Here is a 21714-nt window from a genome sequence, read left to right on the forward strand (position 1 = left end):
TGCCGTTCCTCCGATCCGGATCATTATATTACCTAGTATTATACTCGGTATTTAAGGGATTGCAATATTTTCTTGTTAAAAAGATAGCACTTCTTCCAGAACATACGTTTGTCGTCCGGGTGAAAAAGGCCCCGCGTTATGGTAGAATGATAGATTATGAGATAGATTCGGAGGGGAAGAGTTAGGATGGGGCTTCGATTTGTGCTTGGCCGCTCGGGAACGGGGAAAACAACGTATTGTCTGGACGCAATCCGCGCCAAGCTGCAAGGCGAGCCGGATGGAGCGCCGCTTGTTATGCTGGTCCCGGAACAGGCTACTTTCCAGACGGAGTACGCGCTTTTGAAAAATACGACGCTAAGCGGAACGATTCGCGCCCAGGCGCTAAGCTTCCGCCGTCTGGCCTTTCGCGTCATGCAGGAGACGGGCGGCACCGCCTTAATTCCGATCAGCGATAACGGCAAGCATATGATGCTTTTCAAGATTATACACCGGTTAGGCAAGCAGCTTGAGCTTTTCCAAAGCGGGGCGGAGCAGCCCGGTTTCATTGAACGGCTGGGCGAGCTGTTGACCGAGTGGAAGCGTTACGGGATTGACGCCGATCTGCTGAAGGAAAAAACGGCATCGGTAGAAGACGCATCGCTTCTCAACCGGAAGCTGCATGATCTTCGGCTTGTGTATGACAAGCTGGAGCAGGAATTGCTTGGCCTTTATATCGATTCGGAAGATTACTTGACGCAGCTGATTGCAGGCTATGCCGATGCTCCGGCGATGCAGGGAGCCCATCTGTGGATTGACGGCTTCCATGGATTTACGCCGAAGGAATACGATGCGCTTGGCACGCTGATCGCTTCTTCCGCCGAAGTGACCGTTGCTCTGACGCTTGACCGTCCTTACGATAACGGCGAAACGCCGCATGAGCTTGAGCTTTTCCACCCTACGGCTGAAACGTACGGAAAGCTGGCTGCTTTGGCGGCTCAAGCCGGCGTGCTCGTGCATGAAACCGTCGTGCTGGATGAAGGAGTTCCATATCGCTTTACTGGGAGTTCGATGCTTGCCCATTTAGAGAAGCATTACGGCGGAAGAACCCCAATGCTTATACCGGATAAGAAGATGCTTGCTGTAGACAATTCCGCCTGCGGGGTATCCCTTCATGCCTCCGCGAACAGAAGAGCCGAGGTCGAAGCAGCGGCACGCGATATGGTTCGGCGGGCACGCGAAGAGGGGCTGCGCTGGCGCGACATGGCGGTTATGGTGCGGAACGCGGCTGAATATACGGACTATATTCAAACGATATTCGATGATTACGAAATTCCTTATTTCCTTGACCAAAAGAATAACACGGTCCATCATCCGCTGGTAGAATTTATCCGTTCCGCGCTGGAGACGGTGCTCCACGGCTGGCATTACGAGGCGGTATTCCGATGCATCAAGACGGAGCTGCTGTTCCCGATTGACGGCAGCATGTCTCGCGAGCTGTTTGACCGCTTGGAAAACTATGTGCTGGCAGCCGGAGTCGACGGATGGAAGTGGCTTGACCGCTCCAGGTGGAAGCCGCTTATGCAGCAGTCTCTCGAGGATGAGCCGGAAACGGTATCCGAGCCGTCTGCAAAAGCCAAACGGGAATTTCAGGCCGTAATGGCGGCGAGAGAGGCGATTGTACCTCCGCTTCGCCGCTTCGAGCAGTCCTTGAAGAAAGCCTCCAGCGTCAAAGAGATGTGCGAAGCGTTGTACAAGCTGCTGGATCATGCGGATGCCGCCGACCGCCTTGAACGCTGGAGCCGCGAGGACAGCGCGTCCGGTCGTACGCAGCGCGCCAGATCACACCGCCAGCTATGGGATGGCGTCATGCAGCTGCTGGATCAGCTGGTGGAAATGGTCGGGGACGAGGATATGCCTCCGGAGCTGTTCGCCGGCATGGTGGAGACGGGGCTCGAAAACTTGAAGCTTGCGGCAGTGCCGCCCGCACTTGATCAGGCACTGGTCGGCAGCATGGACCGGACGCGTTCCGGGGATGTAAAGGTCTGTTACGTGCTAGGCGCTAACGACGGCGTCATGCCGATGCGCATTCAAGAAGACGGCGTGCTGACCGAGCAGGAGCGGGAACGCCTTGCTGAAGAAGGACTGGTTATGGCGCCGGGCGTAAGACGCAGGCTTCTCGACGAACGTTTCCTGATCTATAACGCCTTGACAACGGCCAGCCAGCATCTGTGGATCAGCTGGGCGCAGGCGGACGAGGAAGGGAAAACGCTGCTGCCTTCGGAAGTCATCCGGCAGGTGAGGCAGCTGTTCCCTGGCATTCCGGTTTATCAGAAGTCTGGAGAGCCGACTCCGGGTATGGAGACGGGCGAACAGCGCTCTTATATCGAGCATCCTCAACGGACGCTTGCTTATTTGATCACGGAGCTTCGTGCCTGGCGGCAAGGCTCCGAGATTGCGCCGTTCTGGTGGGATGTCTATAACTGGTTTGCGATCCGGCCGGAGTGGCAGGACAAGCTGCAGCTCATGAACGCGTCATTAAGCTTCTCCAATCAGGAGACGGTGCTTACGACAACGACGGCGGAGCAGCTCTACGGGACAAAGCTGAAGGCCAGCGTGTCGCGGATGGAGAGATTCGTGTCCTGTCCGTTCCAGCATTTTGCCATTCACGGCTTAAGGCTTCGCGAACGCCAGATGTACCGCCTTGAAGCGCCGGATGTCGGGCAGCTGTTCCATGCGGCGCTCAGCCGTCTGGCCGGAAGCGTCGGACAGCGCTGGGGCTCGATGCCGGAAGGGCAAATCCGCGAAGCGGCGGCGAAGACCGTTGACGAGCTGGCGCCAAGGCTGCAGTCGCAAATCCTGCTCAGCAGCGGCCGGTTCCAATACATTGCCCGCAAGCTGAAGGAAATCGTTGCCCAGGCGGCGGTTATTTTAAGCGAGCATTCCCGCAGGGCTCAGTTCCAGCCGGTTGGGCTCGAGGTTGATTTTGGCCCGGACGGCACGCTGCCTGCCCTTGTCATACCGCTGGATAACGGGGGCACGATGGAAATTATCGGACGGATTGACCGCGTAGACGCGGCTGAGACCGAGGAGGGCTTGCTGCTGCGCGTCTTGGATTACAAATCGAGCGCAACGCAGCTTAAGCTGGAGGAAGTGGCGTTTGGACTATCTCTGCAGATGCTCACGTACCTGGACGTGCTTGTTACGCATGCTTCCGAATGGCTCGGAAAGCCGGCATCGCCCGCGGGCGTGCTTTATTTCCACGTTCATAATCCGATGCTTGCGGTATCCAACGGGTTATCCGTGGCCGAGGTAAACGCAAGAATGCTGAAAAAGTTCAAAACGCGGGGACTCATTACGGCCGAAGCGGAAACGGCGCGGCTGATGGACGGCGATCTGGAATCCGGCTACTCGGAGATTCTTCCCGTTGCCTTGAAGCGCGACGGAAGCTTTTACAGCAGTTCTTCCGTTGTGACGGACGATCAGTGGGATGTGCTGCGCAGCTCCGTCCGGCGGACCATCGGAAAAATAGGCACGGAAATCGGCTGCGGAAAGGTGTCGATCGAGCCTTACCGTCTCGGAACGAAGTCGCCTTGCCAATACTGCGATTACAAGCCGGTATGCCAATTCGACCCGTTATTCGACGGCAATGAATACACGAAGCTGAGCAAGCTTTCGGAAGATGAAATTTGGCAGCAGCTGCATGGAGAGGAGGAGACAGCGGATGGAAACGATTAATTTGCCGGCTAAGCCGGAGAACAGCACATGGACCGATGACCAGTGGCGCGCGATTGTGACGGAAGGCTCGGATGTTCTCGTTGCCGCGGCAGCAGGCTCGGGAAAAACGGCGGTACTGGTAGAACGGATTATTCGGAAAATCTCCTCGTTCTCCGATGTCGACCGGCTGCTGGTCGCAACCTTCACGAAAGCGGCGGCTGCCGAAATGAAGGACCGGATCCGAATTGCGCTGGAGAAAGAGCTCGAACGTCAGCCGGAATCGGAGCATTTGCGCAGACAGCTTGCGCTTATGAACCGGGCGTCGATTATCACGCTCCACTCCTTCTGTCTTGACGTTATACGCAGGTATTATCCGTTAATCGGGCTCGATCCGGGCTTCCGGATTGCGAATGAAACAGAAAGCGAACTGATGCGCATCGACGTGCTGGATCAGCTGTTTGAAGAGAAATACGAAGGATCCGCCGGCGACAGCGGGGCATTCCTGCGCCTGGCCGACCGCTACGGCGGCGAGCGCGGCGACGAGCCGCTGTATAAGCTGGTTCAACAGCTCTATGACTTTGCGCAGAGCCATCCTTGGCCGGAGCATTGGCTCCGCCAGACCGCGGCCAGCTTTATGGTTGAGAACGTGGAAGGGCTCAGGAGCAGTCCTTGGGTGGCAAGCTTGAGGACTGACGTGGAACTGGCGCTGTCGGGTGCGGCGTCCCTTCTTGACCAGGCAATGCGATTGACGAGGGAGCCGGCTGGCCCGGCACCTTACGCGGCAACCTTTGAAGAGGATCTCGCGGTTGTGGGCAGCCTAGCCGAAACCGTTCGCATACATCCTTGGGAGAAGTGGTTCGAACCGTTCCAAGCCGTGCAGTTCGGCAAGCTGAAGGCTATGCGCGGCGATGATTACGATAAAAGCATGCAGGAGCAGGCTAAGGAGCTTCGCGATCAGGCCAAGAAGCTGATTAGCTCGCTTGCGGACGAATTGTTCGGACGTTCGGCGGAGGAGTTCGCTTGGGAGCTGCGGGAGCTTGCCCCGCTCATGGCTGCGCTGTCCGAGCTTGTCATCGAATTCGGCCAGCGGTACGAAGCCGCGAAGCGGGCTAAGGGTCTGCTCGATTTTGGCGACCTGGAGCATTATTGCTTAAGGATACTGAGATCGCCGGAATCAACGCCCGAGCTTACGACTCCGTCGTCTGCGGCTATGGAGTACCAGCGCCAGTTCGATGAAATTCTGCTTGACGAGTATCAGGATACCAACATGGTGCAGGAAGCCATCGTGTCTCTGATTGCCAATCCTCATGCGGGCAACCGGTTTATGGTAGGCGATGTGAAGCAGAGCATTTACCGGTTCCGTCTGGCGGAGCCGAATTTGTTCATGAGCAAATACAAAAATTACGGCGCGCCCGGAGGTGACGGTCTTCGCATCGATCTGGCCCGCAACTTCCGGAGCCGTCTTGAAGTCGTTGACGGAGTAAATGACGTGTTCCGCGCTATCATGAGAGAGGCGGTCGCGGAGATGGATTACGACAAGCGAGCCGAGCTGGTATGCGGGGCTTCCTATCCCGAGCCTGACAGACCCGGGCGATTTGCCGTCGAGCTTGCGGTTATCGACAAAGCGGGCTCTTCGGACGAGGAGGATGGGGCGGCTTCTGCCGCGGATTCCGACGAAGAATCCGAGCAAGGAGCCGAATCGGTGGAGGAGCTGCAGACGGCGCAGCTGGAGGCAAGGCTTATTGCCCGCCAGATCCGTTCCCTTCTTGACGGGGGCTTCCGGGTCTATGACGGCAAGAAGCGGGAAAGCCGCCCGATGGAATGGCGCGACATTGTCATTTTGCTGCGGGCTACGCAGGCTTGGTCTCCCGTCATTATCGAGGAGCTTCAAGGTGCGGGTATTCCCGCCTACGCGGAGCTGAGCAGCGGGTATTTCGACGCGACGGAAGTAGAGACGATCCTTTCCTTGCTGCGGGTCATTGATAATCCGTATCAGGATATCCCGCTCGCGGGCACTCTCCGATCGCCGATTTTTGGCTTGAATGCCGAAGAGCTGGCTCTTATCCGGATCGGAGCGATGCACGATACCTACTATGACGCGGTGCTGCAGGCGGCGGGCGATCTTCTTTTGCCCGATGAGCTGAGACGCAAGCTGTCGCTGTTTCTTGACCGGCTGGACAGATGGCGGAATGATGCCAGACAAGGCTCGCTGGCGGATTTGATCTGGAGCATTTACAGGGAGACCGGCTATTACGATTTTGCGGGGGGTCTTCCCGGAGGCGTGCAGCGTCAAGCGAATCTTAGGGCGCTTCATGACCGTGCCCGCCAGTATGAGGCCACCTCCTTCCGGGGCTTGTTCCGCTTCCTGCGCTTCGTTGAGCGGATGCGGGACAGCGGCGGTGATCTGGGTACGGCCAGGGCGCTTGGCGAACAGGAAAACGTCGTGCGCATTATGTCCATTCATAAGAGTAAAGGACTTGAATTTCCCGTCGTATTTGTGGCAGGCTTAGGCAAGAACTTCAATCAGCAGGATTTGCGCAGCGCATTTCTGAAGCATAAGCAGCTTGGGTTCGGTCCCAAATTTATCGACCCGGAGAAACGCGTCAGCTATCCGACTCTGCCGTTCCTCTCGATCAGGCGGCGTATGCGGATGGAAATGCTTGCCGAGGAAATGCGTATTCTATACGTTGCCTTAACCCGTCCAAAGGAGAAAATGTTCCTGGTCGGCACCGTGTCCGATGCCGCGGCCAAACAGCGCCGTTGGCAAACCGCCGCGGATGCCAAGGGATATATTCCGGATTTCCGGTTAAGCTCGGCGTCTACGTTTCTGGACTGGCTGGGTCCGCTCGCAGCCGCGGCCTTTAATCAGCTGCCGGATGAAACGGTGCCGGGACAGGAGGATTCAAGGCTGCTGCAATGGCGCGCGGGCGTGGTAGATGCCGCTATGCTGGGGCTTGAAGCGGCGATTGGCGTCGAGGAGCGTACGGAAGAGGATCAGGCCAGGGAGGACCGCCTGCAAGGGGTATTGTCATTAGCTCAGCTTGATCAGGTGGAGCGGGATGAAGAGCTTCGCAATCGGCTGGAGTGGCGTTACGGCTATCGCGCATCTACCCTTGTGGCAGCCAAAACGTCGGTTACGGAGATGAAACGGCTGCATTCGGAAGCGGTGGAAATGCCGGAGGACAGCGCAGCATTATACCCGGCCGATGCCTTAATCGAGAGCCAGCAAGAAGAAGGCAGGAAGAGCGGCAGCGGAGGCAGTTATACTTTCCGGTTAAGACGGCCGCGGTTCATGGAAGAGGCTGCGCTTACGGCTGCCGAGAAGGGAACGGTAAGCCATCTTCTGATGCAGCATTTACCGCTAACGGGAGACGTGGACGTGGCCCGGCTGGAGTCGATTCTGAGCGATATGGTATCGCGCAAGCTGCTGACCGCAAGGCAAGCAGAGTCGATCGATCTTCCGGCCGTGGCAGCCTTTTTCGACACGGAAATCGGAAAGCGGCTTGTTCTTGCCAAATGGGTAAGGAGAGAGGTTCCGTTCAGCTGCATGTTCCCGGCGCAGCGCGTGTATCCGGGACTGGCATCCGATATGGCCGGCGAACCGGTTCTAATTCAGGGCGTTATTGACTGTCTCTTCGAAGACGAGAACGGCATTGTCCTGCTTGATTATAAAACCGACCGGATCTATATGAAGCAGTGGGAGCAGGCGGCGGAGCGACACAGATTCCAATTGGAGCTGTATGCGGAAGCTATCCAGTCGGTTATCGGCCGGCCGATTGCGGAAAGCCATGTATTCTTTTTTGATGGCGGCCAGGCAGTAAAGTTAAAAAGACGTTAGGCTATCGCATTCTTTTCTGCGGGAGGGCAGCAATCCTGTCCTTCCGCGGAATAATAACTTCTGTTAACGACTTGGAAGGATGAACAAGAGATGGAACAGGATAAGGAACAATCAAAGAAACGGTCTTACGCAATGCCGATCACTTTATTGCTGCTTGTATTCAGCCTTACGGGCAACGTGTTTCTATACTCGCAATCGCTGCAGGGCGGCCAGAATGACAAGTACGAGAAAGGGTTGGATGTAATCGGAGCCGCTAAGAAAGCAACCTCTTATTATGAGGCTGTGCTTGATGATGCGGCTGCTATTCTGGAAGGGAAAACGTCAGAGGCGGGCACTGTGATCCGCGATGCGGCCGGCGTGAATGATTTCTTGCAGCTAGCGGGCAGCTTTGATGAGGATCATCCCTTTGATTCCGGCAAAATCTATGCCTATATGATTGACGTTGATCATTCCCTATCGTACATAAAAGAGCAGGACGGACCGCTTACAGCGCAGGAATCCGCGTACTTGAAAGCATTGCAGGATGTCTATTCGAAGCAGCTGGCGATCGTCAAGCAGTTTAACGTCGACGCGGACAAAACGCGCAGCGGAGCGATTCAGATTGGGGCGGGAATCGGATGGCTCGATATTGCCAAGCAGCTGGAGCAATCTATCGAAGAGCAATCTAGCATGAAATTGTCCGCCCAGTAGCCAAAAGCCCAGTTCTGCATACGATAGTAGCAGACGGGAGGTTGACAAGGATGGAGAAAAGCAAGAAGGAAAAAGGGAAATTGACAGAGGTGAAGCCGGCTGCGTCCAAGCCGGCTACGATTGCTCCGGCGAAGGCAGAGAATCAGGCACCGGCCGTGCAGGCGGCGGTAACGGCGCCGCAGACCCAATCGCTGAAGGATCACTGCTCCGCGCATACTCACCGCTATGTGCTCGCGCAGACGCATGACGGATGGTGTATCGACGGCATCGTTGAATACGTGGATGACCAATATTTATGTCTGGCAGTCCCGTGCAGCGGGTCCATGGGCTGGGACAGCAGAGCATTTTTGCCGTACCCCGGTCTATATCCTTACCCCTACTACCCGAGAGGACGCTTCTACCGCCAGGTATTGCCGCTGGCCGGGCTCCTCGCATTGTCGCTATTGCCATTTTACTAAGAGCAAAAGGCTATATCCGGCTCAGGAGCGCGTTTGCGTTCCGGCCGGCATCCTCCGATTGGACGAGCATGCCATTTGTTTGTTATAATTATTGGCATAGTATGGAATGAAGGGAGGGGCATATTTGGACTGTATTTTTTGCAAAATTATCGAAGGCTCCATTCCTTCGACGAAAGTGTTTGAATCCGAGAACGTCATTGCGTTTAAAGATATTCAGCCCGCGGCTCCTGTACATATATTGATTATTCCCAAAAAGCATATTCCTACGATGAACGATGTTGCCGAAGAGGATGGACCGGTCATTGCGGAATTGTTTGCGGCTGCTCGGGAAATCGCGAAGCAGCAAGGAATTGCCGAGTCGGGTTACCGGCTGATTAATAATGTGAACAGCGACGGCGGACAGGTTGTTTATCATCTCCACATCCATTTATTGGGCGGGGAGAAGCTAGGTGCACTAGTAGGAAATAGTGTAAGTTGACACTTCATTTTGTTTTGTCTTATAATGAAGTGTGATAAACCGTGTTTATGTTTAATGCTCTGGACGGTCTGTTTCGGAGGGAGGGAAAACTGGTGTCTGAAACTAAAGTTCGCAAAAACGAAACTATTGATGCTGCGCTTCGCCGCTTTAAACGTTCCATCGCTAAAGATGGTGTTTTGGCAGAGGTGAAAAAACGCAAGCATTATGAAAAGCCAAGTGTAAAGCGCAAGAAGAAGTCCGAGGCTGCGCGTAAGAGAAAGTTTTAGGAGGATCCTTCCATAATGAACCTGAGCGATAGATTGAACGACGATATGAAGCAAGCCATGAAGAATCAGGACAAGTTCAAGCTGACTACGATTCGCATGATTCGTGCGGCTATAAAAAATTTGGAAATTGATTTGAAGCGTCCTCTCGAGGATGCTGAAGTGGTAGATATACTTAGTCGTGAAATCAAACAACGTAAAGATTCCCTCCAAGAATTTAGCAAAGCCGGCCGAGATGATCTGGTTACAGATCTTTCAGCAGAAATTGAAATTATTAGTCAATACCTTCCCGTACAGCTGACCGAAGAAGAGATAAAAGCGATTGTAACGCAGACCATCCAGGAACTCGGTGCTTCTTCCAAAGCCGAGATGGGAAAAGTCATGGGTGCGCTTTTGCCAAAAACAAAAGGGCGCGCTGATGGTAAACTAGTAAATCAATATGTACAACAATTTCTGCAATAACTATATGTTCGGACGAAAACACCCCTTTCGAGGGGTGTTTTTGCTTTATTTATGACAATTTTGAAACATAATGTTCATATAAGCGTATTAACGGTTACTGATTGAAAAGGAGGAGCGACACTTTGCAAACGAAACGATGGCGCATTGCAGCTGTCATTTGGCCTCTTCTGATGCTTGTTTCGATGCTGCTGGTTACGGCAGGAGGACTGGCAACCGGCGGTAAAGCCGCGCATGGAGCGGAAGGGTCAGAGCTTGGTCCCGCGGTGTACGTTGTGCCGGTGAAGCAAACGGTGGAGTCCGGACTTAAATCGTTTTTGGAGCGGGCATACAAGGAAGCGGCCGAAGCAAAAGCGGAGAGAGTCATTCTGGTGATCAATACGTTTGGCGGAGAGGTAACCAGCGCCGAGGAGATTGGCGAGCTAATCCGCAAAAGCAGCGTTCCTACCACTGCTTACGTAGAAGGCAAAGCGGTTTCGGCAGGGACTTATATTGCGCTTAATGCGCAAAACATTGTAATGGAACCCGGGAGCACGATTGGCGCAGCGGCAGTCGTTAACGGCTCCGGCGATCTTATCGACAACCCGAAGGTCGTTTCCTTCTGGGTGAAGACGATGAAGGAGGCGGCTGAGCTAAACGGACGTGACCCGGATATTGCCGCCGCGATGGTGGATCCAGGCGCGACATTACCCCTTCCGGATTTGAAACAGGTGAAGCAGTCCGGCCAGATTCTGACCTTGACGGCCGATGAAGCGCTTAAAGTCGGCTATGCCGAATACAAAGCGGAGTCCGTGGATGACGCGATCAAATGGCTGGGGCTTGAAAACCGGGAGCGAATCGAGCTTAATCCTTCGATTGCGGAGAAGCTTGCTTCCTGGCTGGTAAATCCGATCGTTATGACCGTGTTATTTATCTTGGGCATTGCCGGTATTGCGATCGAGCTGTTCGTGCCGGGCTTTGGAGTTCCGGGCATTGTAGGCATATTGTCGTTCGGCCTGTATTTCTTCGGCCATTACATTGCGGGGTTTGCGGGGATGGAGTCCGTTGTGCTCTTCATTGTCGGCATTGCGCTGTTGTTGATCGAGGTCTTTGTGCCTAGCTGGGGAATTCTCGGCATTCTAGGCAGCGCCTCGCTGATCGCCGGCGTGTTGACAGCGGCTTCAAATCCGATGACGGCATTTATTTCGCTCGTTATCGCTTTGGTGGCAGCGGCCGTAATCCTGTACTTTGTAGTCCGTAAATACAAAGACCGGGGGATCTGGAACAAATTTATTTTGCGCGAGAAGCTGACGACCGAGCAAGGTTATTTATCCGCCGAAACCAAGGAGGATCTGCTAGGCCAAGAGGGGATTGCGATAACGCCGCTCCGCCCGGCAGGCACGATCCAGATCGGGGATAACCGGATTGACGTTGTGACTTCCGGCGAATTTATCGCTTCAGGCAAGACGGTAAAAGTAATAAAAACCGAAGGGACTTGGGTTGTGGTAAGAGAGGTCCTGTAGGATAATAAGAAAAAAATGACATGGAGGGTTATACCCAATGGACGGAATGGTATCTGTTTTAATTATTGTAGTGGTTGCGATTATTGCCCTATCGGTATTCCTCAGCTTCTTCCCGATTATGCTGTGGATTTCCGCTCTGGCATCGGGCGTACGGATCGGCATTATTACGCTTGTTGCGATGCGTCTTCGCCGCGTAACGCCTAGCCGGATCGTGAACCCGCTGATTAAGGCGACAAAGGCCGGACTAGGGCTTACGATTAATCAGCTGGAGAGTCACTTCCTCGCCGGCGGTAATGTTGACCGTGTCGTTAACGCCTTGATAGCAGCGCAGCGCGCGAACATTCCGCTTGTCTTCGAGCGCGCCGCAGCCATTGACCTCGCGGGCCGCGATGTACTGCAAGCCGTGCAAATGAGCGTAAATCCGCGCGTAATTGAGACGCCTATCGTAGCCGCGGTAGCAAAAGACGGCATCGAAGTGAAGGTTAAAGCCCGCGTGACGGTACGCGCTAATATCGAACGCCTCGTCGGCGGTGCCGGCGAAGAGACGATTATCGCCCGCGTCGGCGAAGGTATCGTTACGACGGTTGGTTCTTCCAATTCGCATAAAGACGTACTCGAAAACCCGGACATGATCTCCCGTACCGTGCTTGGCAAAGGTCTTGACGCAGGTACGGCCTTCGAAATCCTGTCCATCGATATCGCGGACGTAGACGTAGGCAAAAACATCGGCGCGCATCTGCAAACCGAGCAGGCTGAAGCAGACAAGCGGATTGCGCAGGCGAAAGCCGAAGAGCGCCGCGCGATGGCCGTAGCGCAGGAACAAGAGATGAAGGCCCGCGTCGTAGAGATGCGCGCGAAGGTCGTGGAATCCGAATCCCAAGTGCCGCTCGCGATGGCGGACGCATTGAAATCCGGTAAAATCGGCGTAATGGATTACATGAACCTTAAGAATATCGAAGCCGATACCCAAATGAGAAATACGATTGGCAAGCCGGACACTCCTAACGATAAAGACAACTAAGGCGCTTAAGCCGTGTCTAGCAAGGAGGTGCTGGCGTGAAAATTATAAGTTTTCTTCTCGAGAACATCTATTGGGTGATCGTGGTGGGCGGGGTGCTCTTCTCGATGTTCGGGCGTTCGGGCGCCAAGAAGCGTACGAACCGGATGCCGAGCTTTGGAGGAAGCAACGAGCGCGAGCCGCATAGGCCGGAACGTCGTCAAGATCCGGTATGGGAAGAAGAGGATGAAGAGGAATATCAGCCTCAGAAGCCCGTAATGGCTGGCTCCCCCCTTCAAGAAGAAAGGGGAAGCTCTGGGGAAGTCAACAGGCAGCAAACGCTGGAGCGGGCGATTCAGGCGGCACCAAGCCGGCCGGCGGAACCGCCTCGAGCGCGGCTTGCAGCGGCTAACAAGCCTCAGGCGACAGCGGCTCCAGCTGCAACTAGCCATACTGAAACGCCGAATCCCAAAGCCGACGAGCTGCGCAAAGCGGTCGTATGGGCCGAAATTTTAGGTCCTCCGCGTTCCAAGCGCCCATTCGGCAAATAGAACTAAAAACCGTAACAGCCGGGTAACGATGCGATCATGCATCGCTGCCCGGCTGTTTTTTTATCGCAACGCTCCTCCATATATCTCATAAATCGTTCCAACGTCGCATATTTTGGTACAGTACAATAATGTGCACTCGCGCGGCGGAGGGGGACAATGGATCAGCTATGGGCCGTATAAACCGTAAATTTCGAAAATGGACTGCCGATATATTGGATTTGCCGCAGGATGTGGTCTATGATCTGCCCCGCATGACGATGATCGGCGACCGGCAGCTTTATATCGAGAATCACCGCGGCGTGCTTCATTTCTCCAGCGATAAGCTGAGACTTGCCTTAAGCAAAGGCGAGCTGGAAGTAACGGGAACCTCGCTTGTCATACGTACGATCTGGACGGAAGAGGTATTCATAGAGGGTCAAATTAAAAGTATCGAAGTTAGGGATCAGGAGGGATAAGCATGGCGGGTCAATGGCTGCAGTGGGTACGCGGTGTCGTTACGGTGCATATCAGGGGCGGACAACCTGAACGGCTTGTGAACAGGGCTCTCGAAGGGGGGCTCGAGCTGTCTTCCATTCGTTGGACAAGCGGTGGGAAGCTGGAATTCGAGCTGTCGGTAGGCGATTTTTTCCGTCTTCGCCCGTTTCTGAAGGAGACAGGCTGCAGGGCGCATGTCGTCAAGCGGGAAGGGATGCCCTTCTGGCTGGTCCGCTTTGAGAAAAGAAAGTTTTTCGCGATCGGGATCGGCCTGTTTTTTGTGGGCATCTATTTGCTGTCTTCCCTTGTCTGGTCCATTGAAGTGAAAGGGAATGTCAAGCTGACCGAGGAACAGATTCTGACCGCCGCCAAAAAGGAAGGAATCTTTCCGATGCAATGGTCGTTCAAGCTTAAGGATAAAGATCTGTTATCCAAGGAATTGGTAACCGATCTTCCGGGAACAACCTGGGTTGGCGTAGAGAAAAAAGGGACAAGGATCGTTATTCAGGTCGTGGAATCCACGGAAGCGGAAAAGGCAGAGCTTCAGAATCCGCGGCATTTGGTTGCTTCGAACGACGCGGTAATAACGGAAATCTATACAGAGAAGGGACGCCCCGTCGTCAAGAAAAACATGAAAGTCAAGAAGGGCCAGACCTTAATTTCGGGAACGATCGGAGGCGGTGCGTATACGCAGTCGGTTGTGGCGAAAGGCAAGGTACGCGGCCTCGTATGGTATGAATTTAACGTGGCTTCCCCCCTGACGCAGGAGGTCAAAGTATACACGGGCGAGAAGAAAACGAAATGGTACGCGGTAATAGGAAGCCGTGCGCTGCAAGTGAGCGGGTACGGGAAAAATCCGTTTGATACATCCGAAAACGTTGTGGTGGAGGAACAGGCGACATGGCGCGGTTTGAAGCTGCCGTTCGGACGGCTTAAAAAAACGATTATGGAGGTACGCACCGACGAGAGGGAGCTGACCGAAGAGGAAGCGAAAAACAACGGAATGCTCCAGGCGAAGGCCGATGTCATGCTGAAAGCAGGCAATGATGCGGTTATATTAAAGGAAATTGTTTTGCATGAAAAGACGGACAATGGTAAAGTTTATATGAAAGTTCTTTTTGAAGTGGAGCAATCAATCGTAGAAGAGATGCCACTAGTCCAGATGCAAGGAGAATGAGGTTGTTGCAGAGTGAAGCAAAAGTAGTCAAAATTCCGCTCCAAAATGCAGTAGAGGGCTTGGCCGTATTTGGTCCCCAAGATAAGTATCTAAAGCTTGTGCAGCAGCAGATGGAGGCGACTCTGTCGTCCCGAGACGCGGAGATTGTGATTTCCGGCCCGGCACAAGAGGTGGAATCGCTAGAGCAGTTGTATAACGTGCTGCTACAGCTTGTCCGCGGCGGATACACTCCGTCCGAGAGAGACATTACTTATGCGCTTGATCTTGCGCGCAGCATGCAAGCGGAAGAATTGCTCGATTTGCTTAAAGCTGAAATTACGACGACTTACAGAGGCAAGCCGATTCGCGTGAAGACGATCGGACAGCGGCACTACGTGAAGACAATCAAGAAGCAGGACATCGTGTTCGGGATTGGCCCTGCCGGTACCGGCAAAACCTATCTTGCGGTTGTTCTTGCCGTAGCGGCGCTTAAGGAAGGCTCTGTTAAAAAAATAATGTTGACCCGTCCTGCGGTTGAAGCCGGCGAAAATCTGGGCTTCCTGCCAGGCGACCTGCAAGAAAAGGTAGATCCTTATTTGCGCCCGCTCTATGACGCTCTGCATGACGTATTGGGTCCTGATCAGACGACAAAGGCGTTTGAGCGCGGAACCATCGAGATCGCTCCGCTGGCTTACATGCGCGGACGCACGCTCGATGATTCGTTTATTATTTTGGACGAAGCGCAAAACACGACCCCGGAGCAAATGAAAATGTTCCTGACAAGGCTCGGCTTTGGCTCGAAAATGGTGATTACGGGCGACGTGACGCAGATTGATTTGCCGCGGGGCAAAAACTCCGGGCTTATCGAAGCGCAGCGCATTTTGAGAGATATTGAGGAAATTGGTTTTATTCATTTTTCCGAGCAGGACGTCGTTCGCCATTCCTTGGTTCAGAAAATAATCGTGGCATACAACTGGGACGCTGAAAACAAAGCATAGAGAGGAATGTCCGCTCGATGAATCAGACTCAGGCCGGAAAACAAATTAACCTTCAACAGACAAAATCGGCTGGCTGGAAGCAGAGCACAGCAGTGCGAGCCCTGCTCTTATTTTTGTTTGTGCTGCTGTTTTATTTCAGTCTGGCTCCCCATCTGGTACCTGAAACTTACGATATCCAGGTGGATGCCCCTAGTGACAAGGATATAGCAGCCCCGCATCAGATATTCGACAGCAAGGCTACGCTGGAAGCGCAGGAACAGGCTGCGAATAAGATCGATTCCATCTATTCCAATGTTGCTCTGCGTAACGAACAGCTGATCGATCAAATTTTTATTCGGATTGAGCAGCTGAATCTGGATGATCAGGTGACGGTACAGAACAAGGTTGAAATTTACCGGAATGAGATTCCCGGCAAATATGATGCGTTTGTCGATAATTTCGTCAAAATGAATATGGGCACCGGCAAGTACAACGACTCGCTGCTCGAAGAGATGTCGAAGGTAATCAAGGAGCAGGTATATACGATTCCGGAAGAGACGTTCTACAAGCTCCCGAATCTGACCCTGGATCAGCTGGAGGAGATGCGCTCCGTCGGGCAGGATGTTGTGCGCAAGCTGATGAGCGAGCAGCTTCGCGATGCGGAAACGGCGCGCACGAAGGTTGCGGAGCTGGTGAACGCAAGCTCGCTGACCAACCGCACCAGCCGCGAAATTGTGCAGGAGCTGGCACGATTTACGATAATGCCGAACCGGTTCCTCGACCAGCAGGCAACCGATGAAGCCAAAATTCTCGCGAAGCAGAACACGCCGCAGGTTGTCATCAAAGAAGGCGATCTCATCGTGAAAAAGGGCGAGATCATCACGCCCGAGATGTATGAGCTGCTGAAGGAATCCGAGCTTCTGCAGGACAAGCGCAATTATTGGCCGCAGCTTGGACTGCTGCTGATGTCCGTCATGATCGTGGTTGGCCTGTATACATATATACACCAATACGGGAGCAACGACACGACCAAGCCAAGCTACAGCAATACTCATCTGCTGATGCTCTGGCTCATTTATCTGATTAATATTATTACGATGCAGGTTATCTCCCTTACGCAGACCGATTCCGCGCCTTATGCCGGTTATTTGGCTCCGGCTGCGCTTGGCACGATGCTGATTACGCTGCTGCTGGATGTGCATCTGGCGCTGATCAGCTCTGTTTTGTTCGCGCTTTGTGGAAGTATTATACTAAATACGCAAACCGGTCAAATTTTCGACTACCAATACGGATTTGTTATTATCGTCGTTTCCCTGGCGGCAATATTCTCGATTCACCGGGCAAGCCAACGGTCTACCATCCTTAAGGCGGGCATTATGGTCAGCTTGTTTGGTTCGCTGGCCGTATTGTCGCTGATGTTCCTGAAGGAGCAGTTGGAGCAGGGGCCGCTCGTGTATTCTCTTGCTTTTGCGTTCGCAAGCGGACTATTAACGGCGATTCTCGTTATCGGGCTTATGCCATTCTTTGAAATTACGTTTGGCATATTGTCCGCGCTGAAGCTCGTAGAGCTGTCCAATCCGAATCATCCGCTGCTGCGCAAGCTGCTTACGGAGACGCCGGGAACGTACCATCACAGCGTAATGGTAGGCAATCTTGCCGAAGCGGCTGCCGAATCTATCGGAGCAGACGGCCTGCTTTGCCGCGTAGGTTCTTATTATCACGATATCGGCAAGACGAAACGGCCAAGCTATTTTATCGAGAATCAGACGAATATGGAAAACCCGCACGATACCATCGAGCCTAAGCTGAGCAAGTCGATCATTGTCGCCCACGCCCGCGACGGCGTCGATATGCTGAAGGCGCAGAATATTCCGAAGCCGATCCGGGATATAGCGGAGCAGCATCATGGCACAACCTCCTTGAAGTTCTTCTACTTCAAAGCGCTTAAGCAAGCGGAGGAGCAGGGGCTAACCGTGAATTTCACGGAGGATGACTACCGCTATCCGGGTCCGAAAGCGCAATCGAAGGAAGCGGCAATCGTTGGTCTTGCCGATTGCGTGGAGGCGGCTGTCCGCAGCCTGCGAAGCCCTACGGTCGAACAGGTGGAAGCGATGATCCAGAAGATTATTAAAAGCCGCGTAGATGACAATCAATATAATGAGTGCGACCTGACCATGAAGGAGCTCGACAAGATCGCCCATTCTTTGAAAGAGAGCGTTATTGGCATATTCCACTCGCGGATTGAATACCCGGAAGACGTAAAACCAAAGGAGCGTTAACGAAGCATGAGCTTGCAATTGGACTGGAGCAACGAACAAGACAAAATGGAGATTCCCGATCAATGGGTCGAGAGGCTGGAGCAGCTTCTGCAGATTGCCGGCGAAATGGAAGGGCTGACGGATGGCGAAGTGACGTTGACCTTTACCGACAACGAGCAGATTCACCAGCTTAACCGCGAATACCGCAACATCGACCGCCCTACGGATGTTTTGTCCTTCGCGATGCAGGATGACGGAACGGAAGAGCTCGATATTATTTTCGAGGTGGAGAGCGAGGATGAGATTGATCCCATCTCCGGCATGCTTGGCGATATTGTGATCTCGGTTGAGAAAGCGCAGGAGCAAAGCGAGGATTACGGCCACTCCCTGGAGCGGGAGATCGGCTTCCTCTTTGTGCATGGATTCCTTCATTTGCTCGGTTATGATCATATGGACGACGCGGGCGAAGCCGAAATGACGGCTAAACAGGAAGCCGTTTTGCAGAAGGCAGGTCTGTCGCGTTAATGCTGAAGTTTATCCGCAGCCTGTCCTTTGCCTGTTCAGGAATTGTCTTGGCTGTCCGGTCTCAGCGTCATATGAAGATTCACACGGCGGCAGCCGTTGCCGTGTGTCTGTTTGGGGCGTTCCTGCCCCTGACCCGGCTGGAATGGGCGGTGCTTCTGTTAACGATATCTGTTGTGTTCACGCTGGAAATGGTGAACACGGCGATTGAAAAAACCGTTGACCTGGCTAGTCCCGGCATCCACCCGCTTGCGAAAGCGGCAAAGGATATTGCTGCCGGTGCCGTGCTGGTTGCGGCATGCTGCGCGATAATGATTGGGCTGCTCATTCTTGGGCCGCCCTTATGGCATTTTCTCATGGATTAATAGAAAGAATAGGAGTTGAGGCTTATGGCATTCGAAGGATTATCGGAGCAGTATTCGAACTTGCTTGAAGCAGCGAAGGAGGCCATGTCGCGGGCATACGTGCCGTACTCCAATTTTCGCGTAGGCGCCGCGTTGCTGGATGAAAGCGGCCATGTCCACTCCGGCTGCAACGTGGAGAATGCCGCGTACAGCCCTTGCAATTGCGCCGAGAGAACGGCGTTGTTCCGCGCAATCGCCGATGGCAGGCGGCCTGGAGAATTCCAGGTCATAGCCGTCATGGGGGATACGGAAGGACCCATTACCCCTTGCGGAGTATGCCGCCAGGTACTGGTGGAGCTATGCAAGCCGGATATGCCGGTTGTTATGGGCAATCTGCGCGGCGACTGGAACATTATGACGGTAAGCGAGCTGCTGCCGGGTGCATTTACACCGGCTTCATTAGAGAAAGGAAGTTAACTATTCACATGACTCAAACGAAATTCCGTTCCGGATTCGTGGCGATTATCGGTCGTCCGAATGTCGGCAAATCCACGCTAATGAATCATTTAATCGGGCAAAAAATCGCCATTATGTCGGACAAGCCCCAAACGACTCGGAATAAAATCCATGGCGTGTACACAACCGATACATCGCAGATCGTTTTCCTTGATACGCCCGGTATTCATAAACCGCAGTCCAAGCTTGGCGACTATATGATGAAAACCGCTGAAGGCGCTCTAAAAGAGGTTGAGGCCGTTCTCTTCCTGATTGACGTTGCAGACGGACTAGGCGGCGGTGACCGCTTTATCATCGAGCAGCTGAAAAAGGTGGATACGCCCGTATTTCTTGTCATGAACAAGATTGACAAGGTGCAGCCTGAGAAGCTTCTAGAAATTATCACCCAATACAAGGATCTGTATCCGTTTGCGGAAATAGTGCCGATTTCGGCGCTTCAAGGCAACAACGTCGAGACGCTGCTTACGCAGATCCAGAAATATTTGCCTGAAGGGCCGCAATATTATCCGACCGATCAGGTCACCGACCATCCGGAGCAATTCGTCTGCGCGGAGCTTATCCGCGAGAAGATTCTGCATATGACCCGTGAAGAAATTCCGCACTCCATTGCTGTTGGCATCGAGGATATGAGAGTGCAGGAGAATGGCGTTGTTTATATCGGAGCGGTTATTTTCGTGGAGCGGGATTCCCAAAAGGGCATTATTATCGGCAAAAAGGGTGCTTTGCTGAAGGAAGTCGGCAAGCAGGCCCGCCGCGATATCGAAGCTTTGCTTGGATCCCGCACTTTCCTGGAGCTTTGGGTCAAGGTGAAGAAGGATTGGCGCAATCAGGAGCGCGTATTGAAGGACTTCGGCTTCCGGCATGATTAAGCCGGATTGACGAATTTTGTTAAGGATAGCATTCGGTAAAATGCCGTATCCTAATTACCGTCTGGGGCTTCATTTCCATGGCGGAAAGGGATGAATACGAATGCGAAATTTTTCGTGGAAGTATTTTACATTGACCGGTGATGTGGAGTCATACATGCTCTACAAGGAAATGGATCAACTTGGTCCAGAGAATCATCCTCAACATTTGCCGGGAGACAATGAGGAGCTTGCTGCTGAGTTCGAGGATTCGTCTGCCCTTTAATGGATTACCCTGCAGACTGCCTTGAATCAAGCATGGGGGAGAAGGTAGTATGCTATATCGTGTGGAGGGCATTGTCATCCGCAGCATGGATTATGGGGAAGGCAACAAAATAATTACGCTGCTTACGAAAACAAACGGAAAGCTTGGCGTAATGGTGCGCGGCGCGAAGAAGGTGAAGAGCAGGCATGCTTCTCTCGCGCAGCCATTTACATATGGTGAGTTCGTATTTTTCCGGAATAAAGGTTTAGGTACGCTTAATGCTGGTGAGATTCTTGAATCTCACCATCTTTTACGTGAAAAGCTCGATTTGGCGGCTTACGCCTCTTATTTGGCAGAACTGACGGACAAGATGCTACAGGAAGACGAATCCGGTGCCATGTTGTTCGAACAGCTGAAGGCGGGGCTTGCTGCAATGGAGGAAGGCAAAGATCCGCAAATCGTATCGCATCTGTTCGAGATGCGCATATTAGAGGCTGCGGGTTATGCTCCGGAGCTGGAGATTTGCGTCAATTGCAGCAGCGAGCAGGGACCGTTCCGGTTAAGTCCTCACGCTGGCGGCGTATTGTGCCCCAGATGCGCAAGAAACGATGCTCAGGCGATCCCTATGGGGGAAGGGGCTTATAAGCTTCTGCGGCTGTTCAGCCGGATGGACTTGAGGCGTCTTGGGGCTATTCAGGTGAAACCGGAGACGAAAAAAGAACTGAAGAAGCTGATGCGGGAGCTTATGGACGTCCACATCGGCATTCCGCTGAAATCCAGAACATTTCTTGATCAAATGGACAAATATTCTTTCGAATAAACGGCGTGAGTCGGTCCCCGGACCGAGAACGTCGTTTTTATTTTCCTGTAAGATTAATCTTGTTCAAATGGGAGGAAATGGGGGGATCTCTACGCATGTCGAGAGCCCAGATTCCGCAGGATGTCATGGACAAAATCGTCGGCATGCACTCAAGCTCGATTTCCGTTACGTTTATGCGGTCGATTATTCCTGCCGTGCTTGCGCTTGAGAGCGTCTTGTTCATGGGGAAGGCCTCCATGAAGGATCTGATTGGTCATCCCCGTAAAAGCGGAACCGAACGCTACGGAAGTGCCTGGGCATTAGTGCCTAATAACTGGTTTGACAACGGCATTAAAAATGTTTAATATATTTGAATATGAATATGGACAGTGATGGAGAAAGTAGCAGTTGATGCCTTGAGCTAGCGATCCGGGGATAGTGGAAGCCCGGGAAGGCTAAACATGCGAAAAGGCACTCCGGAGTCAATTAACGAAAAGAGGATTTTCGCACGCTGCCGGAATGAGCAGCGGCAAGCGGAAGTCAAGTAGGGTGGAACCGCGGGAGTCAGCTCTCGTCCCTACGTCTGGCAGCAGGCGTAGAGACGAGAGCTTTTTGTGTCTCGCCTTCGC

General features: G+C 53.3%; 21 protein-coding genes. All 21 read left to right on the forward strand.

The features are described 5' to 3' along the window. Positions 1-186 precede the first annotated feature (186 nt). Complete coding sequence (addB, locus tag ACR9FF_RS10890) at positions 187-3714, forward strand: helicase-exonuclease AddAB subunit AddB (protein ID WP_435170997.1); 3528 nt, start codon at positions 187-189, stop codon at positions 3712-3714. Next, positions 3701-7531, forward strand: a complete 3831-nt coding sequence (gene addA, locus ACR9FF_RS10895; RefSeq protein ID WP_435171000.1) for a helicase-exonuclease AddAB subunit AddA — start codon at positions 3701-3703, stop codon at positions 7529-7531. The genes addB and addA overlap by 14 nt, the downstream gene beginning before the upstream one ends. A 90-nt stretch (positions 7532-7621) precedes the next feature. Next, complete coding sequence (locus ACR9FF_RS10900) at positions 7622-8221, forward strand: hypothetical protein (RefSeq protein WP_435171003.1); 600 nt, start codon at positions 7622-7624, stop codon at positions 8219-8221. A 50-nt stretch (positions 8222-8271) separates the two neighbouring features. Then, positions 8272-8679, forward strand: a complete 408-nt coding sequence (locus ACR9FF_RS10905) for a hypothetical protein (RefSeq protein WP_435171011.1) — start codon at positions 8272-8274, stop codon at positions 8677-8679. 124 nt (positions 8680-8803) lie between these two features. Next, positions 8804-9157, forward strand: a complete 354-nt coding sequence (locus ACR9FF_RS10910; protein WP_127496402.1) for a histidine triad nucleotide-binding protein — start codon at positions 8804-8806, stop codon at positions 9155-9157. A gap of 92 nt (positions 9158-9249) precedes the next feature. Next, positions 9250-9423, forward strand: a complete 174-nt coding sequence (gene rpsU, locus ACR9FF_RS10915; RefSeq protein ID WP_005547957.1) for a 30S ribosomal protein S21 — start codon at positions 9250-9252, stop codon at positions 9421-9423. Positions 9424-9438: 15 nt separating this feature from the next. Further along, on the forward strand, positions 9439-9882 hold the full coding sequence (locus ACR9FF_RS10920) for a GatB/YqeY domain-containing protein (protein ID WP_127496401.1): 444 nt from the start codon (positions 9439-9441) through the stop codon (positions 9880-9882). A 122-nt stretch (positions 9883-10004) separates the two neighbouring features. Continuing rightward, complete coding sequence (locus ACR9FF_RS10925; protein WP_435171020.1) at positions 10005-11381, forward strand: NfeD family protein; 1377 nt, start codon at positions 10005-10007, stop codon at positions 11379-11381. Between the two features lie 37 nt (positions 11382-11418). Further along, positions 11419-12402, forward strand: a complete 984-nt coding sequence (gene floA, locus ACR9FF_RS10930) for a flotillin-like protein FloA (RefSeq protein ID WP_127496399.1) — start codon at positions 11419-11421, stop codon at positions 12400-12402. Positions 12403-12437: 35 nt separating this feature from the next. After that, entirely contained in the window at positions 12438-12929 is a 492-nt protein-coding gene (locus tag ACR9FF_RS10935; RefSeq protein WP_435171023.1) for a hypothetical protein, read from the forward strand. 167 nt (positions 12930-13096) lie between these two features. Next, complete coding sequence (gene yqfC, locus ACR9FF_RS10940) at positions 13097-13384, forward strand: sporulation protein YqfC (protein WP_015843829.1); 288 nt, start codon at positions 13097-13099, stop codon at positions 13382-13384. A gap of 2 nt (positions 13385-13386) precedes the next feature. Next, a complete protein-coding gene (gene yqfD, locus ACR9FF_RS10945; RefSeq protein WP_317980236.1) occupies positions 13387-14580 on the forward strand; it encodes a sporulation protein YqfD in 1194 nt (397 codons plus the stop codon). After that, positions 14577-15557, forward strand: a complete 981-nt coding sequence (locus tag ACR9FF_RS10950; RefSeq protein WP_201003738.1) for a PhoH family protein — start codon at positions 14577-14579, stop codon at positions 15555-15557. The genes yqfD and ACR9FF_RS10950 overlap by 4 nt, the downstream gene beginning before the upstream one ends. Positions 15558-15574: 17 nt before the next feature. Beyond that, positions 15575-17815: an HD family phosphohydrolase gene (locus ACR9FF_RS10955; protein ID WP_201003736.1), complete on the forward strand. Its 2241-nt coding sequence runs from the start codon at positions 15575-15577 to the stop codon at positions 17813-17815. 6 nt (positions 17816-17821) lie between these two features. After that, positions 17822-18319 (forward strand): rRNA maturation RNase YbeY, encoded by a 498-nt coding sequence (gene ybeY / locus ACR9FF_RS10960; protein WP_127496394.1) that lies wholly within the window; start codon positions 17822-17824, stop codon positions 18317-18319. Then, positions 18319-18681, forward strand: a complete 363-nt coding sequence (locus tag ACR9FF_RS10965; RefSeq protein ID WP_435171027.1) for a diacylglycerol kinase family protein — start codon at positions 18319-18321, stop codon at positions 18679-18681. The genes ybeY and ACR9FF_RS10965 overlap by 1 nt, the downstream gene beginning before the upstream one ends. A gap of 24 nt (positions 18682-18705) precedes the next feature. Continuing rightward, a complete protein-coding gene (gene cdd / locus ACR9FF_RS10970) occupies positions 18706-19137 on the forward strand; it encodes a cytidine deaminase (protein ID WP_435171029.1) in 432 nt (143 codons plus the stop codon). Positions 19138-19145: 8 nt separating this feature from the next. Then, positions 19146-20045 carry a GTPase Era gene (era, locus tag ACR9FF_RS10975; protein ID WP_435171032.1) on the forward strand — a complete coding sequence of 300 codons (900 nt, stop codon included), beginning with the start codon at positions 19146-19148 and terminating at the stop codon, positions 20043-20045. 100 nt (positions 20046-20145) lie between these two features. After that, complete coding sequence (locus tag ACR9FF_RS10980; protein ID WP_091188858.1) at positions 20146-20307, forward strand: YqzL family protein; 162 nt, start codon at positions 20146-20148, stop codon at positions 20305-20307. A gap of 49 nt (positions 20308-20356) precedes the next feature. Beyond that, a complete protein-coding gene (recO, locus tag ACR9FF_RS10985; RefSeq protein WP_435171034.1) occupies positions 20357-21106 on the forward strand; it encodes a DNA repair protein RecO in 750 nt (249 codons plus the stop codon). Between the two features lie 95 nt (positions 21107-21201). After that, complete coding sequence (locus ACR9FF_RS10990; protein WP_435171037.1) at positions 21202-21450, forward strand: hypothetical protein; 249 nt, start codon at positions 21202-21204, stop codon at positions 21448-21450. Positions 21451-21714: the final 264 nt, after the last annotated feature.

Source organism: Paenibacillus glycanilyticus, assembly GCF_051200795.1.
GTDB classification, from domain to species: Bacteria; Bacillota; Bacilli; order Paenibacillales; family Paenibacillaceae; genus Pristimantibacillus; species Pristimantibacillus glycanilyticus.

Excerpts from the sequence above, each read along its gene's own strand:
- addB (WP_435170997.1), top strand. The coding sequence starts at position 187 with ATGGGGCTTCGATTTGTGCTTGGCCGCTCGGGAACGGGGAAAACAACG.
- addA (WP_435171000.1), top strand. The coding sequence starts at position 3,701 with ATGGAAACGATTAATTTGCCGGCTAAGCCGGAGAACAGCACATGGACC.
- ACR9FF_RS10900 (WP_435171003.1), top strand. The coding sequence starts at position 7,622 with ATGGAACAGGATAAGGAACAATCAAAGAAACGGTCTTACGCAATGCCG.
- ACR9FF_RS10905 (WP_435171011.1), top strand. The coding sequence starts at position 8,272 with ATGGAGAAAAGCAAGAAGGAAAAAGGGAAATTGACAGAGGTGAAGCCG.
- ACR9FF_RS10920 (WP_127496401.1), top strand. The coding sequence starts at position 9,439 with ATGAACCTGAGCGATAGATTGAACGACGATATGAAGCAAGCCATGAAG.
- floA (WP_127496399.1), top strand. The coding sequence starts at position 11,419 with ATGGACGGAATGGTATCTGTTTTAATTATTGTAGTGGTTGCGATTATT.
- yqfC (WP_015843829.1), top strand. The coding sequence starts at position 13,097 with ATGGGCCGTATAAACCGTAAATTTCGAAAATGGACTGCCGATATATTG.
- yqfD (WP_317980236.1), top strand. The coding sequence starts at position 13,387 with ATGGCGGGTCAATGGCTGCAGTGGGTACGCGGTGTCGTTACGGTGCAT.
- ACR9FF_RS10950 (WP_201003738.1), top strand. The coding sequence starts at position 14,577 with ATGAGGTTGTTGCAGAGTGAAGCAAAAGTAGTCAAAATTCCGCTCCAA.
- ACR9FF_RS10955 (WP_201003736.1), top strand. The coding sequence starts at position 15,575 with ATGAATCAGACTCAGGCCGGAAAACAAATTAACCTTCAACAGACAAAA.
- ybeY (WP_127496394.1), top strand. The coding sequence starts at position 17,822 with ATGAGCTTGCAATTGGACTGGAGCAACGAACAAGACAAAATGGAGATT.
- ACR9FF_RS10965 (WP_435171027.1), top strand. The coding sequence starts at position 18,319 with ATGCTGAAGTTTATCCGCAGCCTGTCCTTTGCCTGTTCAGGAATTGTC.
- cdd (WP_435171029.1), top strand. The coding sequence starts at position 18,706 with ATGGCATTCGAAGGATTATCGGAGCAGTATTCGAACTTGCTTGAAGCA.
- era (WP_435171032.1), top strand. The coding sequence starts at position 19,146 with ATGACTCAAACGAAATTCCGTTCCGGATTCGTGGCGATTATCGGTCGT.
- ACR9FF_RS10980 (WP_091188858.1), top strand. The coding sequence starts at position 20,146 with ATGCGAAATTTTTCGTGGAAGTATTTTACATTGACCGGTGATGTGGAG.
- recO (WP_435171034.1), top strand. The coding sequence starts at position 20,357 with ATGCTATATCGTGTGGAGGGCATTGTCATCCGCAGCATGGATTATGGG.
- ACR9FF_RS10990 (WP_435171037.1), top strand. The coding sequence starts at position 21,202 with ATGTCGAGAGCCCAGATTCCGCAGGATGTCATGGACAAAATCGTCGGC.